This window comes from Opitutaceae bacterium, from assembly GCA_015075305.1.
GTDB lineage: Bacteria > Verrucomicrobiota > Verrucomicrobiia > Opitutales > Opitutaceae > UBA6669.
Map to the genome: position 1 here is coordinate 276,982 of JABTUS010000001.1, position 17,144 is coordinate 294,125.

Sequence of the window (17,144 nt, forward strand, 5' to 3'; positions counted from 1 at the left end):
TCATCCTTTCGGATGGCAAATTTTGGGCTGTCCGCCAGGTGCGGATGAACTCCGATCAAACGGTCGATGCCTTCACTTTCGCGGTTTGAGCCGCGCGGAATTCCTTCAAGGCGCCATCGATGCGTTGATCCGTTCCGGCGAGAATCGACGCAGCAAACAGACCCGCATTGATTGCACCAGCCTTGCCAATGGCAAACGTGGCCACAGGAACGCCACCGGGCATCTGAACAATCGAGTAGAGCGAATCCACCCCTTTGAGCGACGCACTCTCAACCGGCACTCCGAGGACCGGAAGCGTGGTCAGTGACGCCGTCATGCCAGGGAGGTGCGCGGCTCCACCCGCTCCGGCAATGATGACCCGGATCCCGCGCGACTCCGCAGACCTCGCGTAGTCAAACATGACCTCCGGGGTCCGGTGCGCGCTGACCACCCGCTTTTCAAACGGTATTTCGAGTTGCTCGAGAATCTGCGCGGCATGCTCCATCGTCGCCCAGTCCGACGTGCTGCCCATGATGATCCCAACGCGCGGTGTGGTGGTGGTCATGTACAAGGCTCATCCGACAAACGGCCCGTTGCCAACGCCTAAGTCATGCCATCCCGCGCGGACTGCACTCCCATCACACCAGGGAAACACCGGCAGGGACCCGCACAACCACAGTGCCGGCAATCTTGTCATGCCACGCCTGCTTCTCGTCATCAAAGGCCACCCAGATGAACCCCAGCCCGGCCACGAATGCGGAGAGAAAGCAGCCCAGGGCGCGCACGATCGAGACAGTCCAGTCCATGGGCCGGTCATCCGATCTCACAACCTTCAAGCCACACACGATCCCGCCGATCGTCGTTCCCTTGAGTTTCCACATGACGGCACCGTACGCGCCTGCGAGGAGGAAGAACATTGCTCCCATTGACATCATCACCGCCATCGAACCAACCAGCACAAGATCGATCGCGAGCGCGGCCATGCGAAGCCAGAAACCGGCGCGTTCATAACTTGATGCTCCAGGAACCGGAGGAACCGCGGCGGGTGCGCGCAATGGTTCGCCTGATGGCACCGCCGGCAGAGGCGGAGCCTCCTGCGCCTGCATGTTTTCCCCGATCGGACCAGATGAGGCGGCGAAGCCGGCTCGCGCACCCGCGCGTGACGATGCATCCAGCGCAGATTCAGCCTCCGCCCGGGTCGAAGCCTGGCGATGTTCCGCCTCCGCCGGAACGGCGGGTCCCGCAGCCCGCGGCCGGCGCAGGCTCAGCAGGAGCGTGTAGACCCCGATTCCGTGCGCGAGAATGAGCATGAGCATCCAGGCCATCATGCCTGCGACGGGAACAAGGTAGATGGCCGCCGCAAGCGCGCCGCCCAGCAGCACCGCAAGGGCCGTGGCCGCCTGCAGGCCGCTCAGGCCGAGCCCGCGCATCATTCGCCTGCCAAGCCATCCCAGCACCGCAGCCTTCCCAAAAATGATCGCGAAGGCGATCAATGCCACGGCGAGGAAAAATCCAACCACGGTGAGCGAGAGCACGACCGCAACGACCGGCACAAGGACCAGGCTGACGACCGCGGCAAAGAAACTGCGGCCCGGCCGTGTATCAAGCGTTTCAATACAGCGCTCGACCCCGCGCGGGAAAACAAGGGCGAACAGGACATAGATCCCGAGAAAGATGCCGGCCACGCTCCACGCCCAGCCCAGGTGGGTGCCGGTCGCCAGGGGACGGGCCAGGAACAAGCCCTTCCTCACCCAGGCGCGGAAGCCTGTGTAGTCCGGAAGTGCCGACACTATGCTCAGTTCGTTGAGCGTGCCAAGCACCTGGGATCCCGGCTGGCGGACGACCGGGCCTCCCACCGAGACAACCTGCCTCACCACAGCCTTTGGACCGAGTTCCACCCCGCCAAAAACCGCCACGGCAACATCGGTCCGGTTGTTGATGTAGGTGTTTCCAAACACGGCGACAACCGACTGGCCCACCTCACCGTCGACACGGGCGTCGCCGAGAACCGCCACGACCGCATCGCGGACGTTGCCTTCCACAAGGCATGACCCGCCCACGGCAACGACCGCCTCCGGGGTCTCTTCTCCAGCCGCGTGACGGGCATCGCGATTGAAGGCAAAAACGACATCGGAGTGGCGGCCGCGATGCGCACCCGAACGGACGCGTGCCGGTGCGGGCTTCGACGGCGCATCGTCAGGAGGCGGCGCCTCCGCATGCGCATCGGGGGCTGGAGCGGGGCCCGCGCGTTCAGGCACCGGCGGCGTTTCCGGCTGCACCGGCGCAACCGCCGGCTCCTGGGAATGCATCCCCAGTGGGATCAGAAGGACTGTGAGGCTGAAAATTCCGCCGGCGATGCGGCGGCGAAGAAAGGAGATCATGGTGAGGATCGGAGAGGGTTTCAATTGGATCGCGCCGGACGTTCACTGCGGGCGCACGAAAATGCGGTAGAGCGCTGCACCGGTGCCGATCAAGGTCGCGTAGCAGAGCGCAACAAGTCCAAGACCGGCGAAAATCCAGAGCTGCGCCGCGGGGGAAAGCGAATCGACCGCCATTCTGGCCGCGCCACCCATTGCCGAGCGCGCGTCGCTCCACCAGCGAAAGACGGAACCCACCGAGTCCTGGAGCGACATCATCGGAGCGCTGCCTGCGCCACGCACGAAAAACCATGCGGTGGCGACGATCACCGCGGCGCTGGCGACCAGGAAGGCGACGCGTGCAGCCGCCGGCCAGAAGGCAAACCCCTTCTGCCACCAGGGCTTCGCCTGATGAGCGGCTATCGCGGTGAGCACGCGATCCTCAAGCGACGCGGGAGCCTTGCGCGGTGGCAGATTCCTCAAGGCTGAATCAAGGGCGTCCTCCCAGGAATTTCTGAAATCAGGGGATTTCATGCGAGTGTCTCCTCCGAAGTTTCGTAGGCGGTTCGACTGCGAACCAGAATCTGCGCCAACGCCGCACGTGCGCGCAGAATGTCGGTCTTCACCTTGGCGAGCGAGATCCTCAGCCGCTTCGCGATCTCGTCGTAGGGAAGCTCTTCAAAATGGAAGAGCACGAGCGGCACGCGCTGGTGTTCAGGCAGCCTGGCAAGCGCGTCCTCGATCCATTGGCGGCGCTCCACCTGCGTGAGCGAGGCGAGCACATCTGAATCGACGGCGGGGAATTCCACGGGCGATGAATCCTCGCCGTCATCATCCGTCTTCGCGAACTCCGAGAAAAACTTCCAGCGGCGGCGATAGCGCTGGAGGTGATTGATGGAAAGATTTGTGGCCACCGTCTTGAGCCAGCCTCCGGCCGTGGAGCTTTCCTTCAACATGTCGAAATGCTGAAAGGCCTTGAGAAACACATCCTGGGAAATGTCCTCCGCCTGGGCGTCGTTGCCGGTAAGTCGCACCGCCGTGGAATAAACCATGTCCTGATAGGCGCGCATGAAGGTGGTGAAGTCGGACGGCGGCTTCAGCTCCGCGGAGGAAGGTTGCACTGTGGGTTCATCGTTCATGCGCAGAACACGGCACCGAACGGGGGAGTTGCAGAAAATCGAGCTCGAGCATGCGGCCGGCATTGCCCGCGTGCCAAGCCTCAACCGCCGTCCGTTTGCGATTCACCCCGCTCCGACATCAACCGTGGCCACCCGCGGTCGCACGAGCGCCCACTCAAGTCAGCGCATGATTCACATCCGGCAGATCAACAGCTCGCGCTCGTACACGAGCTCCTTGGGAAGATGATCGTGCAGGTCGATGAAAAGCTCTTCATGTCCAATAATTTCCGCGCGCCAGGCCCTGCGGTCGACCGCCTGAAGCTGCTCGAATTTCTCCTTGGAGAAATCCAGGTCCTTCCACTCGATGTCCTCGTAACGGGGCTGCCAGCCAATTGGCGTTTCCTTGCCCACCGTCCTGCCCCGGGCGCGGTCAACGATCCACTTCAACACGCGCATGTTCTCCCCAAAACCCGGCCAGATGTACTTCCCGTCCGCATCCTTGCGGAACCAGTTCACATGAAAAATGCGGGGCGTCTCCGTCAGCGAGCGCTGCATCTTGATCCAGTGCCGGAAATAGTCGCCCATGTGATAACCACAGAAGGGAAGCATCGCAAAGGGGTCGCGCCGGACCTTGCCGACCGTGCCCGCTGCCGCTGCCGTCATTTCCGAGCCCATCGTCGCGCCGGTGTAGACACCCGCGCTCCAGTTGAACGCCTGATAGACCAGAGGCATCGTCGTGGCCCGCCGCCCGCCAAAGATGAACGCCTTGATCGGCACTCCCGTGGGTTTCTCCCAGTCGGGATCGATCGTCGGACATTGCGAAGCCGGAGCCGTGAAGCGCGCATTGGGATGCGCGGCCTTCGCGCCGGTCGTGCGGGCGATCTCCGGCGTCCACCGCCTGCCCTGCCAGTCGAGACATTCCGCCGGCGGTGTTTCCGTCATGCCCTCCCACCAGACGCCGCCGTCCGGTGTCAGCGCGACATTCGTGAAAATCGTGTTCCTGGCCAGCGCCGCCATGGCGTTCGGATTTGTCTTCACCGACGTGCCCGGGGCGACGCCGAAGAAGCCGGCCTCGGGGTTGATGGCGTGCAGGTGGCCATGCTCATCCGGTTTGATCCATGCAATGTCGTCGCCCACGGTCCAGATTTTCCAGCCTTCAAACGCCGGTGGCGGGATCATCATCGCGAAATTCGTCTTGCCGCACGCGCTCGGAAACGCGGCCGCCACATAGGTTTTTTCGCCCTCGGGATTCTCCACGCCAAGGATCAGCATGTGCTCGGCCATCCATCCCTCGTCGCGCGCAAGGTTCGACGCAATGCGCAGGGCAAAGCACTTCTTCCCAAGCAGCGCATTGCCGCCGTATCCCGAGCCATACGACCAGATCTCGCGCGTCTCGGGGAAATGGACGATGTACTTCTCGGGATTGCAGGGCCAGGGAACATCCTTCTGCCCCGGATCCAGCGGCGCGCCGACCGAATGCAGGCAGGGCACCACGCGCTTCTCGGCCTTGTCGATCTCCTTGAAAACCGTCAGCCCGATCCGCGCCATGATGCGCATGTTGACGACCACGTAGGGCGAATCCGTAAGCTGCACGCCGATCTGCGCCATCGGCGAGCCCACGGGCCCCATGCTGAACGGAAGCACATACATCGTGCGACCCCGCATCGAGCCGGCAAAAAGGCGCTTGAGCTTCTTGCGCATCTCAAACGGATCCTCCCAGTTGTTTGTCGGCCCCGCCGCGTCCTTGGAAAGCGAGCAGATGAAGGTGCGGTCCTCCACGCGCGCCACATCGCCGGCGTCCGACCGCGCATAGTGGCACCCCGGCCAGAGTGATTCGTTCAGCTTGATGAACGTGCCGTTCGCCACCATCTGGCTGCAGATTGCCTCGTTCTCCTCCTGTGAGCCGTCCACCCAGTGGATTGATGCAGGCTGGGTCAGATCCGCCATCTTGGCCACCCATTTCAGGAGATTGGGATTCGAACTGATGGGAAGGGTGACATCGCGTTTCATGGAAAACATGGTAGGCAGCCCGGCTCACCGCGGCAAACCGTAAAGCCGCCCGCGCTTCAATTTAAAGGCATGAAATACCATGCAGAATCCTATTGAATGCCCGCCGCCTCCCCCCCAGGGCCTGCGCCTTGGATTGACCGCACCACCACCCTCCCACAGCATGGTTCGCCAATCTCGCCAATCTCATGGACGTCACGACCTCAACCACCAGCGATCCAGTAAAACAGTTTTCTGTTTTCGCCGAAAACCGGGTGGGACGCCTCCATGATCTCATCGCCCTCCTGAAGTCGAACGAGGTCCATGTCGTGGCACTCACCGTCCTCGACACCACTGACAGCGCCATTGTTCGCTTGATCGTTGACGATCCCGACAAGGCCCGCGAACTGATGATCAACAATGATTTTCCGTTTGGCGAAAGCGATGTGCTCGCGGTCGAAATCAACGACGAAGGCGACCTTGAGGCGGTGCTGAGGGCCCTTTTGATGACGGAGATCAACATCCATTACGTCTACTCCTTCATCAAGCGCCCCGGAGATCGCACGGCGCTCGCGCTGAATGTGGAGGATGCCGACGTCGCAGCGCAGTCGCTGGGTCAACAGGGATTCAAGGTCCTGACCCAGCGGGACATCTCGCGGTAGCCATCGCACCCTGCTTCACGCCGGGCACAGCAGCGGCTGGCGCGCAACTCCCGCCACAGTCGCGGGCACCCGCGACTACTCCTGAATCTCGCCCATCTTGTCGCAGTCGAGCGCGTAGATGCCCGTCATGTAGCCGTTCTCAAACATCGCGCCGACCTTCAGATCGCCAAAAAACGACACTGGCACATCCTGAATGGGTTTCACGCCACCCTTCTTCATCTTCACGACGATCCACTGGTTCATCTCGGGAACCGCACCGTAACAACACATCATGGGATCGCTGAGCAGGAGGAATTCGGTGACGAGGCTGTCCTCGAGTTTTGTCGGCAGCATGAAGCCCGTGACCTTTGCCTTGCGACCACTCAGCTCCTTCAGCCAGGCGGGAATCTGCTCTTCGCCAGTGGGAGGAGACACATTAGGGTTCGCCGCAGGATCAAACTCGGGCACCCTGAAGGCATAACTCGCGAGGCGGTCAAAGCCGATCTTGACGTATCCATTCTCCTGCTCGAGGTCCGGTCGCGACTCCCGCTTGTCCGAAGCGACCTCCGTCGCCGCGGAGGGGGCCGCGGCCGCCACAACGGCCAGGGCGGGCGAAAATCTTGAAGGCGGATCTCCCATAGCGTGAAGCGCAGTCTTCGCATCCGTACCGCAGCACAGGATGTGATCCATGATTGCCCCAGACGGGAACAATGCAGCCTGGACGGAAAGAGACGCCGCCCCGGCGGCAGCGGCGGAAATCGCGAAAATTCTCATGAAGCGGGCATTCATTTCAGACCAAAACTGCACAAGGGCGCTGCTTCGTCAAAATCTCAATTCACACCGGAACATGCCGGCACACTCACCTGCCCATGACAAAACCGAGATCAAGCGTTGCAACCGCACGCTTGCGGGAAGAGGAACGCAGTTCGACGCCGCCCTCAATCGCACGCACATCACTCACAACATCAAAGCCCGCCGGAACCGGCACCGCCGCGATGATCGTTGCGACCCGCAACGGAACGCGCGGCGAAAGCGTCACCGACGTCGGGATTCCCCGTCTTGAGAGCGGATTGGGCCGGGCCGATTCCGCAAGCCCGAGATGGAAATAGGCGGTGACTTCCTCCAACCCCAGAACATTGACATGCCGTCCATTCCACGGCGCATAGTGCCTCCCGCCATTGGAAATCCACAGAATCGTGTGCCGAAGCACCCGGGGATTCTTCAACTGAAGGAAGACATAGCGCTCATCGGCAAACGTCACCGCGCTCCACCCAAACGGCGCGCCGCCATCGCCCACCAGCATCACAAGATCCTCAAATCCACGCCTCGCTGGATAAGTCGACAGGTCGGTGTAACCGCCACGCGCAAGCGGCACCTTGGAAAGCGATTTGAAGACCGCTCCCTGCCTGAGGCTTGAATACCCCTTGGATGCGGGGCTCTCAAACTCCACGGGAAGCACCTGGCCCCAGTGCCAGTGACCGACCGAGATTCGCCCCGCTCCCTCCTTGTCCGGAAACTGCAGGCACGGATGCGTTCCAATGGCCATCCGTCCGGAATATCCCTGCATGACCTGTTCGCAGTACACTGCGGACTGGCCTTGTCGCAGGGTGACGCGCTTGTCGATGCGTCCTCGTCGCACCGCCGTCTTGAGATGCGCGTGAAGAGTGACCGCATCGCCGGCGTGGGTAGTCGCATCAAGCGTCCAGCGACTGTTTGCCGGCTCACCATGCGGCGGATGTTTCTCGCTCTTGAAAGGTGTCGCGTTGCCACCAAACGGGGCGCAGAAAAAATCCCCCCTGAGATTCTGCAGCAAGGGAGGCAGGTCGCCCGGCAGCTCCTCCCCTGACCAAGGTGCCACCGCCAGAGGAGAAACCACTCTTCCACCTGAAAGCCTGAACTTGACCGGCCCCAGCATGCCTCCGACCTCCGTCAGGGAGGCTTCGACCGCGTCATTTTGCAATGACCAGGTTGGAATCAATCGAGAGGGGGTCCGGAGCGCTTGTTTCTTCATATGGGCAGTGCTGCCACCTCACCCGATCTGCGCAAGAGGTCAACGTCACGTTGTGGAGGAAAGCCGGCGATCGTGGATCGCTTCAATGTATCAGGAGTTGCCATCAACCGACACCAGGCGCGAAGCTGGGGGTTCGCATCATCCATGGCCTTCTCCCATCTGCCGCTCGGACAACGTATTCCCGACAGCCTGCACGGCGTCTCCTGCAGCCTGCCCACAATGCGTGCCGTCATCGGCTACGAAGAGAAGGATCCGGCCATCACAAGCCGGATGACGTCCGGCTACCCTCGATTCGTCCAGCATCCACTACTCCGGCAGGTCGCAGGGCACCTTCTCAAGCTGCACGGACTCGACGGCCATCAGCTCTGGCTGACGTCCTCGATCAGGGCAGCCCGTCAATTGACCCAATGGCTTTCCCCCGCGGCCTGCACCGTAGTCTCCCGCCACGGCATGCAGGGCGTCGCATTCCCCGCTGATCCAGACACCTTCGCGCGGGCGAAGACCTGGCTTCAGCATGCCGGTGCCCTGCCTTCAAGTCGCGCGGCCGAGGACTACCTGATCCGCGTCGGCGAAAAGTCTGCCGCGGAGCCGGAACTCGCCCTGAGGGATGATGCGGAGGGACGAATCCGGCGCTACCTCCGCGGAGCGTTCGCTCCAGCCCAGGACTCCGACATCCTTCTTGCGAACAGCGGAATGAACGCGATCTGGGCGGGCTATCATGCCATCTCAAAATTGCAGGCGACCCGCGGGCGCAGACTGTGGGTTCAACTTGGCTGGCTCTACCTCGATACGATTGCGATTCTCAGGAAGTTCAGCGGAGGACCTGAAAACTATCACTTTCACGGAAACGTCTTTGACCTCGAAGGCCTGCGACGTGTCTTCGCGGAGCGCGGATCCGAAATCGCCGGCATGGTCACGGAGGTTCCCACCAACCCCCTCATTCAGACTCCCGATCTGCCAGCGGTGCATGAACTCTGTCGATCCGCCGGCGCCTTTCTTGTGGTCGATCCCACGGTGGTTTCGCCGCTCAACATCGATGTGCTCCCGCATGCCGACCTGGTGGTCAACTCATTGACCAAATATTCGGCCAATGAAGGCGACATCCTCTTCGGCGCCGTCATCGTGAATCCGTCGAATCCCGACGCCCGGTCCCTGCGCGAGGCGATCGCGACGGAACTGGAACCGATCTATCCACGGGACATGCATCGCCTCGCCGCCCAGATAGGCGACACTTCGACCGTCGTCAAAACAACGAACGCGAATGCCGCGGCGGTGGTACGGTTTCTTGAAAGCCATCCGCGCATTGAGTCAGTCCTGTGGACGCTCAGAGCGGAGTCACGGGCCAACTACCTCAATCTGGCCCGCTCCCCGGAATGCATCGGCAGTGTGCTCAGCTTTACCGTAAAGGGCGACTTCGCCGATTTCTACGATCGTCTGCGGCTGCCGAAGGGTCCGAGCTTCGGGATGAAGACGACGCTGATCTGTCCCTTCATCTACCTCGCCCACTACGATCTGGTCGTCTCGGAGGAGGGCCGGAAGGTTCTGCGGGCAAACAACCTTCCTCCCGACCTCATGCGGCTTTCCGTCGGATGCGAACCCGCCGATGAAATAATTGCCGCGCTTCGCGAGGCGCTGGAATAGGGTTTCGCCGATCATGGCCTCCCCCTGCTGCCGCCTTGCCATCAAAGTCGTGCCCAACGCGAGTCGCGATTCAATTGGCGAATGGCAGGGGGCGCTGCTCAAGGTCAAGCTGCGCGCACCGGCTCTCGAAGGCCGGGCCAACGAGGCGCTGCGTCAGTTTCTCTCTGCCGCGCTTGGCATTCCGCCGCGCCGGATCACGCTGCTCCAAGGCGAAAAATCCCGCCAGAAACTCGTTGGCATCGAAGGACTCTCCCTCGAGGAAACGAAGGCTCGACTGCGGACGGATTGATCCCGGTCAGTCGCCCGAACGACCTAGAAATGCTTCACGTAGCCGTTGCGGCGAAGGCGCTCCAGCCACCGCTCCTGTGACACGCGCGCGCTCTGCTGGATGAGAATGCGCTCGATCTGCTCGCGCACGTCGTCGATGGGCTGGATGCCGGCATACTTGCGATCATCCACGTGGAGTAGAAAGGCTCCCTCCGGCGTAAGGATGATGTCGCTCGTTTCACCCTTCTTGAGCTTGAACAGCGGATCGCTGAATTCCGGCTTCAGGTCCGATCGTCTCTGCCAGTCCCAGTCGCCTCCCTTGGCCCGTCGCGACTCCTGCGAGACTTCGCGGGCGACGTCCTCGAATTTCTCTCCGGCATGTATCCGGTCGAGCGCGGCCTGCGCAATCGTCCGGAGTTCCGCATCGGTCTGCCCGGCCCTGCGTGTGAATTGAATCAGGCGCATGTGGGCCTGGTCCTCCTGGAAAAACCGCTCCTTGTTCTCGTTGTAGAAGGTCTCGATCTTCACCGGACTCACGGTGCTTTGCGACTTGCGCTGCTGCTGGCGCATGTAGCCGAATATGATGTTCTCCTCCACTTCGCGGCGGTAGTCGCGCAGCGTCTGGCCGCGGCTGCGCAGGTACGCCAGAAACTTCGAGCGATCCCCGTCGAACTGGGTGATCTGCGTCTCCGCAACCTCGTTGTCCACGTAACTCTCCGGGATCCGCTTTTTCTCATCCTTGCGAAACTCCTTCACGATCAGCTCGCGATCGATGATTCCCTGGATGATTTCATCCTGCGCCGCCTCAAGCTTCTGGTTGAACTCCTGTTCGTTCTTGGCATCGCGCCGGATTTCCGGAACCAGCGGGGCAATGTCACGACGGATGTCCTCCACCGTGATGATCTTGCTCTCCACAATGGCGGCGATGCCATTTGCAAACTGAAAGTCATCCTTGCCGTCCGCCCCCGCAGCCTGGGCCCGGACAAGAATCAGGGACCCCGCAAGCACGGCCAGGGCCGCAATGCTGAGCCAGGATGCGCATGGTTTTCTTCGAGAGCCGGTCATTCGGATTTTGGCAGATTGTTCAAGAATGTGACTATTTCCCTCAAACGTAGAAGTGGTTTCGGGGCGGTCAATCGCGGAAACCGGGCACCCGGCATAACAAAGTCATCCCGGCGGCCGCTCGCCCTGAGACATTTCAATCGCGTGGATTCTGTTTCGACGGAAATGATGCCCTTTTGTTCCGCTCGGATTCGTATTTCCGTCACGAGGAGCAACGCCCTGATGCCATCGCCAAACTTGCCAAACCGGTCGCGCAGCTCGTTTTCAATGTGTTTCAGTTGATCCAAGCTCTCCGCCATCGCCAGTTTGCGATAGAAATCGATTCGCAGGCGGGTCTCCGATAGGTAGGTGCTGGGTATCCGGGCCTGGATGCTGTCGACGGGCACCGCTCCATCGGCGTCATGCTCGGCAGCCTTGACAGCCGTGTAGCTGACCCCATGTCCGCGGGTCCGGGCGCCGACACCCACGGCAGGATCGCCCTCTCCGACAAAGACGAAGTCAAGTTTGACAGCGGCCCGGATGGCCGCCGCCCGCTTCTCCCCGCGCAGGCGTGCAACCGACTGTCGCAGCAACTGGCAGTACAATTCAAATCCCACACCCACAATGTGGCCGCTCTGCTCGGAACCCAGCAGATTGCCCGCGCCGCGCAGCTCAAGATCGCGCATCGCAATGCGGAAGCCCGCTCCAAGCTGGTTGTGCGTGCGCAGGGCGTTCAGACGCTGGCGCGCAATCTCCAGCATGCGGGTGTGACGATGAAGCAGCAGGTAGGCGTACGCCTGGTGCTTGAACCGCCCCACGCGGCCCCGCAACTGATAGAGCTGCGACAGCCCGAATCTGTCCGCACCTTCGATGATGATCGTATTGCAGTTCGGAATATCGAGTCCGCTCTCAATGATCGTCGTGCAGACAAGGACTTGGTAGTTGCCGGCCACAAACTCAGTCATGAGTTTCTCAAGTTCATCGGACTCCATCTGGCCATGCCCGACTCCTATGCTGAGATCCGGCATGAGGCCGCGCAGCCGGGTCGCAACGAGATCTATGGTCTGCACCCGGTTGTGAAGATAAAACACCTGCCCTCCCCGCGCGATCTCGTGTCGCACCGCATCGACGACGAGCTTCTCATCGTAGGTCTTCACGATCGTCTGAATGGGATGCCGGTTGGTGGGGGCGGTCTCGATCACACTGATGTCCCTGGCCCCCGTCATCGCCATGTAGAGCGTGCGCGGAATCGGCGTCGCGCTCATCGACATCACATCGACCGTCGAGCGCATCGTTTTGAAACGTTCCTTGTGCCGCACGCCAAAGCGCTGCTCCTCGTCGATCACCACAAGCCCCAGATCCTTGAACACAACATCCCGCTGCAGGAGTCGATGCGTGCCCACCAAAATGTCCACCTGCCCGACGGCGGCCGCCGCGAGCACCCTGGCGATTTCGGTTCGCGTGCGGAAGCGGCTGACCATCTCCACGGCGATGGGATATCCCGCCATGCGCTCGCGGAAGGTGTTGAGGTGCTGCTGGGCCAGAACCGTCGTCGGAACAAGGATCGCCACCTGCCTCCCGCCCTGCACCGCCTTGAACGCCGCGCGCAGGGCCACCTCGGTCTTGCCGAAACCAACATCGCCGCAGATGAGCCTGTCCATCGGGCGGGTCCGCTCCATGTCGGATTTCGTTTCCTCTATCGCCTTCAATTGATCCCGCGTCTCCGTGTAGGGAAACGACGCCTCAAACTCCTTCTGCCACTCCCCATCCGGCGGAAAGGCATGCCCAGGCTGCGCCTCGCGCGAGGCCTGGATCCGCAAAAGTTCCGCAGCCAGATCCAGCGTGGCCCGCTCCGCCGCCTGACGTGTCTTTTCCCAGCGGCCCGAACCGACCCGCCCCAGTTGCGGTCGCGTCTTGGAAAGGCCGACATAACGGCTGATCAAGTGCGACTCCTGAAGGGGCACGTGCAGGGTCACGCCATCATCGAACTCCACCGAGATCACCTCGCGCACACCCTGGGCCGTGTCGATTTTCGCGAGTCCGCGAAAAATGGCTATGCCATGCTGCAGGTGGACCACGTGATCGCCCTCGACCAGCTCCGAGAAGTCGAGCAGTTGATCGACCTGCGCCCGCTGCACGATCGCGCGTTTTGCCCCGCCGGTGCGTCTTGCGCGCTGCCGGCCGAACAGCTCGGTCTCGGTCACCACGACAAGGCCGCGCTTTCGGGTCAGACTGCTCCAGCCCAATCGCGCGGTCCCCTCTCCTTCACCCTGCACATGGTCCAGATCCGCGATGCCGAAAGTCACCCGAAACCCCTCATTCAACCCGCCTCGCATCCACACGGGTTGAAGTTTTCCGGACATGCCCTCCTCCTCGAGAATTTCCCTGACCCGCTTCTCCTCGCCCTCCTTCGAGACGACAAATGCCAGCCCGTATCCCAGTCGCTGCCATCCGCCCAGCGTCGTGAGAAACGCCCGGCGCGCCTCGGCCTCGCCGTGCAGGCGCTCCTGCGCGACCAGCGCATCGCCGGGATAGGAGCGATGATGCTGCAGGCTTTCCGCAGCCCAGACCACCTCCTCCACATCGTCTCCCTCGAACAGCGCGGAGGTCTCGTCAAACTCACTCAACCCAAGAAGGCGCGCCGTGCGCCCCAGCAGCCCGCTGAACATGCCAGGCGTTTCGCGCTCCACCGAACTGATCGCCGGCTCGATGCCCGCGGGCTCGACCACGACCAGATGGATCCCGGATGGGAGATAATCCGCGATTCCAATGTTCGAGGTCGCCAGCTTCAGTCTTGGCGACGCCGACAGCATGATGCGATCCACTCCCGCGCCCGAGCGCTGTGTCACCGGATCAAACGCCCGGATGTCCTCGATCTCGTCCCCGAAAAAATCGAGCCGGTACGGTTCCGTGGCGGTGATGGGATAGACATCGATGATGCCTCCCCTGACGGCGTAGTGACCCGGCGACTCGCACACCGCCTCGCAGTCATAGTCGATGGCGCGCAGGGTTTCGAGGAGCCCCTGAAACGACTGCACCTGGCCGCGTGCGAGCGAAAACTCGCGTTTGGCGAACGCCTCCAGCGCAGGCACCGGCTGCGACAGGGCGGCGGGCGTTGTGACCACCATCAGGCCCGGCTCATTCGCCGACATCGCGCCCATCTCGTTCATCCGCCGCGCCCGCAGCCTTGAGAGCACGGTCTGGCGGTCGGCCGACGCCGAAAACGCCTCGCGCATTTCCATCACACCGGCCCGTGCCTCCGGAAACAGGAGCACATCAAGACCTCGAGTGTCTCCGCCTGCTCCATGAAAAAAGGCAATGTCCTCCGCGAGTTGTTCAGCCATCCTCAAGTCCTGGGCAAGCACCACCCAGACAGACCGCGGATGATCGCGGGTCAGTTGATCGATGACCGCACCGCGGGCCGCCTGACATATCCCAACATGCTTCTGGCGATGAATCCCACTGAGGACGGACATGAGAAACAAGCATCAATGAGAACTGTTGCCGTCAGACGCAACCCCCCGGCCTGTCCGCCAACCGCCTGACTTCATTTGTCCAATGGACTAATTCCATGTCCCACCTGCTAAAACTTCAGCAAAGCGGGATTTCGGCGATTGTCCCAGATTCGGATAATTTCTACCACACCGGTGGTCAGCTTCGTCGGTCAACGCGACTTGCCAGCCCATCGCCGAACTTTGTTTTCGAGTTCCTCGCGGGTCGTTGCCCGAGCGCCTTTTGACTCCAGCGAGTGCAAGCCTTGATCAATGGCCGCCAGGAGTTCGGGCGACTCCTCATCCTGTTCAGCAAGCCAGTCGCGAACCTTCGACAGTTCTTGCGGAGGCAGAATCTGAAGCTGATGAATCACGTCAGTTGCTGTCATAAATGCATTCTGGGCGTCTGCTGACATTCCGCAAGCCCTCCATCTTTGATGCTCTCATAGTCATGCGCAATGCCATGCGCAACAACGATGCGTCAGGGGAATTTTTCCCGGGCTTTGAACGGATTTTCATCCGCTGCGTCATTCCTTGTGGCGGTGTTTCCTGCGCTGCTCGTTCTTTTTGTATAGTTCATGTTGTTGTTTGTTTAGTCGGCGAAGGCGCCGGGCGTGCAAGCTCCCGGCGCCTTCACTGTTTCCGCGGCAGGCGACGGGGCGCAACCGTGCCCGGTGACTCTTTCTTGCGCACACGAAATCGCCCCCGCACGATCAACCCTGCGCGTTCATGTCCGACTACCGAGTCCATTGCCAGCCCGTGGCCGTCAGCGCTGCGGAAATTCATCTCTCGCCGCAGGAATCCCATCATCTCGTGGTGGTGAATCGCGCGTCGGCTGGCGCCCGCGTCGTCGCGTTCGACGGCCACGGACGGGAGTGGGAAACCCAGCTTGTCAAGGCCGACAAACGCGGCGCGCGCCTCCTGATCCGCGCAACACACACCGCCCCGCCGCTTCCCTGCACGATCGAGCTCGCCCAGGCACTGCCCAAGGGGACGCTCATGGACTCGATCGTTCAGAAGGCGACGGAACTCGGCGTGCGTCGAATCCATCCGATCCTGAGTGAACGCAGCCAGGTTCACCTCGACGGCGATCGCCGCGACCGCAAGCACGAGCGTTGGCAGACCAGTGCGCTCGAAGCAGCCAAGCAGTGCGGAAACCCCTGGCTTCCCGAGATCGCGCCCATTGCAGACATGACGGCTTTCCTCGGGCGTGCGTCGACCCACGATCTCGGCCTGATCGCCTCGTTGCAGCCGGAGGCCCGACCGCTTAAGGTCGTGCTCGAAAAACACCGCGAGCACCACGGTCGCATGCCCGAACGGACCATCATCCTCATTGGTCCGGAGGGCGATTTCAGTCCTGATGAACTCTCGGCGGCAAAGGCAGCTGGGTTTCAAGCCGTGACACTGGGTCCGCTCGTGCTCCGCTGTGAAACCGCCACCGTCGCGGCCATCGCGATTCTCCGCCACGAGCTTCTGTCCGCAAAAGAAAAGGAGGGCGACCTTGCAGGGTCGCCCTCCGGCATATGAAAAACAAATGGCTGGCTGAAAAAACTTACTCGCGACGCCTGCTCAGGCGCCGGATTCCGGCGATGGCTGCGAGTCCGAGGCCAAGAAGGCCCAGCGTTGACGCCGCATCGGGCACCGAAACGTAGAGCTGCGACTGTTTGTTGTGGCCGCTGTCGTCGGTGAGATTGAGGACCTTCACTCCGTAGGCGCCATTGGAATCAGCCTTGGCATTGGCGACCGAACCAAAATACGTCACGGCGGCATTTAGAAACACGTTTCCGCTTCCCGTGCCGTACGAGCCATAACTCGAAATGAGCGGGGTCTCATCTTCAAAGAACCAAAACGCGAGCTGCAGATCGTTGTTACTCGTCTTCCGACCGGACCCATAGTCGAATCCGCTCAGGGTGCCACTCGCGAACTGCGAATACAGCCAAGCCGTTCCCATGGATATTGGATCCTGCCCGCCCACGGCCCCACCGCTGCCGGCCGTGGCCGCACCCGAGATGGTATAATTGTAGGTCGAGCCGGGACTGAAATACTCCGTATACTCCAGGCAAAAGGACTCGAATGTGCCCGCTCCTCCAACAAGACTTACGGGAGCATAGGCTGAGGTGTCCAAAGACGAATTGCTGATCGTGTAGGAGCCCCCTCCCAAGCCATTGCCGTTTGAGTACGCGTTGGTTGAAATCTTTAGCGTTGCGCCGATGCCGGTTGATGCGAATGCCGCTGCCATGGCGAGCGCGGCGAAGGACCGTGAGATCTTGAAATGAGAAATGGTCATGATGGTGGGTGAAGTTGGAATTGCCAGTGACCTCCGAGTAAGCTGGACCGGTGCCAGCTTCAGAATTTCACACGCAGGTTTTGCAAATAGACTCGCATCTATTTGATGATAAAAGCTTTGAACAATTGCTAATCCACGGCTAGAATAAATACGTACCGGCGAAATGCCTCACTCCAAATCATGAATGTGTCACGCCACCCGACGCTTTCCTGGAAACGCGTAAATACTGTGTGAAGAAACAAGACACGTAGTTACACGTAGGGTCCGCTGGGAATTCCGCGCAGTTGCGCCGACCCTCAAATCGCCGCCCGACTCAGCCAGTCTT

15 protein-coding genes are annotated in these 17,144 nt (G+C 61.3%); 4 read left to right on the forward strand and 11 right to left on the reverse strand.

The window, feature by feature from the left end:
- Positions 1-55: 55 nt before the first annotated feature.
- From purE to HS122_01090, 5 genes are all read right to left on the reverse strand, one after another.
- Positions 56-544 carry a 5-(carboxyamino)imidazole ribonucleotide mutase gene (gene purE, locus HS122_01070; protein ID MBE7536987.1) on the reverse strand — a complete coding sequence of 163 codons (489 nt, stop codon included), beginning with the start codon at positions 542-544 and terminating at the stop codon, positions 56-58.
- 73 nt (positions 545-617) lie between these two features.
- Complete coding sequence (locus HS122_01075; GenBank protein ID MBE7536988.1) at positions 618-2,360, reverse strand: RDD family protein; 1,743 nt, start codon at positions 2,358-2,360, stop codon at positions 618-620.
- A 42-nt stretch (positions 2,361-2,402) separates the two neighbouring features.
- On the reverse strand, positions 2,403-2,870 hold the full coding sequence (locus tag HS122_01080; GenBank protein ID MBE7536989.1) for a hypothetical protein: 468 nt from the start codon (positions 2,868-2,870) through the stop codon (positions 2,403-2,405).
- Positions 2,867-3,457, reverse strand: coding sequence for a sigma-70 family RNA polymerase sigma factor (locus tag HS122_01085; protein MBE7536990.1), 591 nt, complete (start codon positions 3,455-3,457; stop codon positions 2,867-2,869). The genes HS122_01080 and HS122_01085 overlap by 4 nt, the downstream gene beginning before the upstream one ends.
- Positions 3,458-3,646: 189 nt before the next feature.
- Complete coding sequence (locus HS122_01090) at positions 3,647-5,464, reverse strand: phosphoenolpyruvate carboxykinase (GTP) (protein MBE7536991.1); 1,818 nt, start codon at positions 5,462-5,464, stop codon at positions 3,647-3,649.
- A gap of 185 nt (positions 5,465-5,649) precedes the next feature.
- Here HS122_01090 and HS122_01095 point away from each other — a divergent pair, with 185 nt between their 5' ends.
- A complete protein-coding gene (locus tag HS122_01095; protein MBE7536992.1) occupies positions 5,650-6,102 on the forward strand; it encodes an acetolactate synthase in 453 nt (150 codons plus the stop codon).
- 75 nt (positions 6,103-6,177) lie between these two features.
- Here HS122_01095 and HS122_01100 read toward each other — a convergent pair whose 3' ends face one another.
- Positions 6,178-6,855 carry a DUF3299 domain-containing protein gene (locus tag HS122_01100; GenBank protein MBE7536993.1) on the reverse strand — a complete coding sequence of 226 codons (678 nt, stop codon included), beginning with the start codon at positions 6,853-6,855 and terminating at the stop codon, positions 6,178-6,180.
- 85 nt (positions 6,856-6,940) lie between these two features.
- Positions 6,941-8,041: a hypothetical protein gene (locus HS122_01105; GenBank protein MBE7536994.1), complete on the reverse strand. Its 1,101-nt coding sequence runs from the start codon at positions 8,039-8,041 to the stop codon at positions 6,941-6,943.
- A gap of 195 nt (positions 8,042-8,236) precedes the next feature.
- On the opposite strand from HS122_01105, the gene HS122_01110 reads away from it, so the two are divergent.
- Both HS122_01110 and HS122_01115 read left to right on the forward strand, forming a co-directional pair.
- The gene (locus tag HS122_01110; GenBank protein ID MBE7536995.1) at positions 8,237-9,733 is read left to right on the forward strand and encodes a PLP-dependent transferase; all 1,497 of its coding nucleotides are present in this window, start codon (positions 8,237-8,239) and stop codon (positions 9,731-9,733) included.
- Between the two features lie 13 nt (positions 9,734-9,746).
- A complete protein-coding gene (locus HS122_01115; GenBank protein ID MBE7536996.1) occupies positions 9,747-10,022 on the forward strand; it encodes a DUF167 domain-containing protein in 276 nt (91 codons plus the stop codon).
- A gap of 23 nt (positions 10,023-10,045) precedes the next feature.
- Here the strand turns inward: HS122_01115 and HS122_01120 are convergent, their stop codons facing one another.
- From HS122_01120 to HS122_01130, 3 genes are all read right to left on the reverse strand, one after another.
- Complete coding sequence (locus tag HS122_01120) at positions 10,046-11,065, reverse strand: peptidyl-prolyl cis-trans isomerase (GenBank protein MBE7536997.1); 1,020 nt, start codon at positions 11,063-11,065, stop codon at positions 10,046-10,048.
- The gene (mfd, locus tag HS122_01125; GenBank protein ID MBE7536998.1) at positions 11,062-14,517 is read right to left on the reverse strand and encodes a transcription-repair coupling factor; all 3,456 of its coding nucleotides are present in this window, start codon (positions 14,515-14,517) and stop codon (positions 11,062-11,064) included. Before mfd ends, HS122_01120 begins: the two co-directional genes overlap by 4 nt.
- Before the next feature lie 188 nt (positions 14,518-14,705).
- Complete coding sequence (locus HS122_01130; protein MBE7536999.1) at positions 14,706-14,948, reverse strand: hypothetical protein; 243 nt, start codon at positions 14,946-14,948, stop codon at positions 14,706-14,708.
- Between the two features lie 313 nt (positions 14,949-15,261).
- Between HS122_01130 and HS122_01135 the strand changes: the two genes are divergently transcribed.
- Positions 15,262-16,059 (forward strand): 16S rRNA (uracil(1498)-N(3))-methyltransferase, encoded by a 798-nt coding sequence (locus tag HS122_01135; protein MBE7537000.1) that lies wholly within the window; start codon positions 15,262-15,264, stop codon positions 16,057-16,059.
- Between the two features lie 25 nt (positions 16,060-16,084).
- Here HS122_01135 and HS122_01140 read toward each other — a convergent pair whose 3' ends face one another.
- Positions 16,085-16,819 carry a VPDSG-CTERM sorting domain-containing protein gene (locus tag HS122_01140; protein ID MBE7537001.1) on the reverse strand — a complete coding sequence of 245 codons (735 nt, stop codon included), beginning with the start codon at positions 16,817-16,819 and terminating at the stop codon, positions 16,085-16,087.
- Between the last annotated feature and the right edge of the window lie 325 nt (positions 16,820-17,144).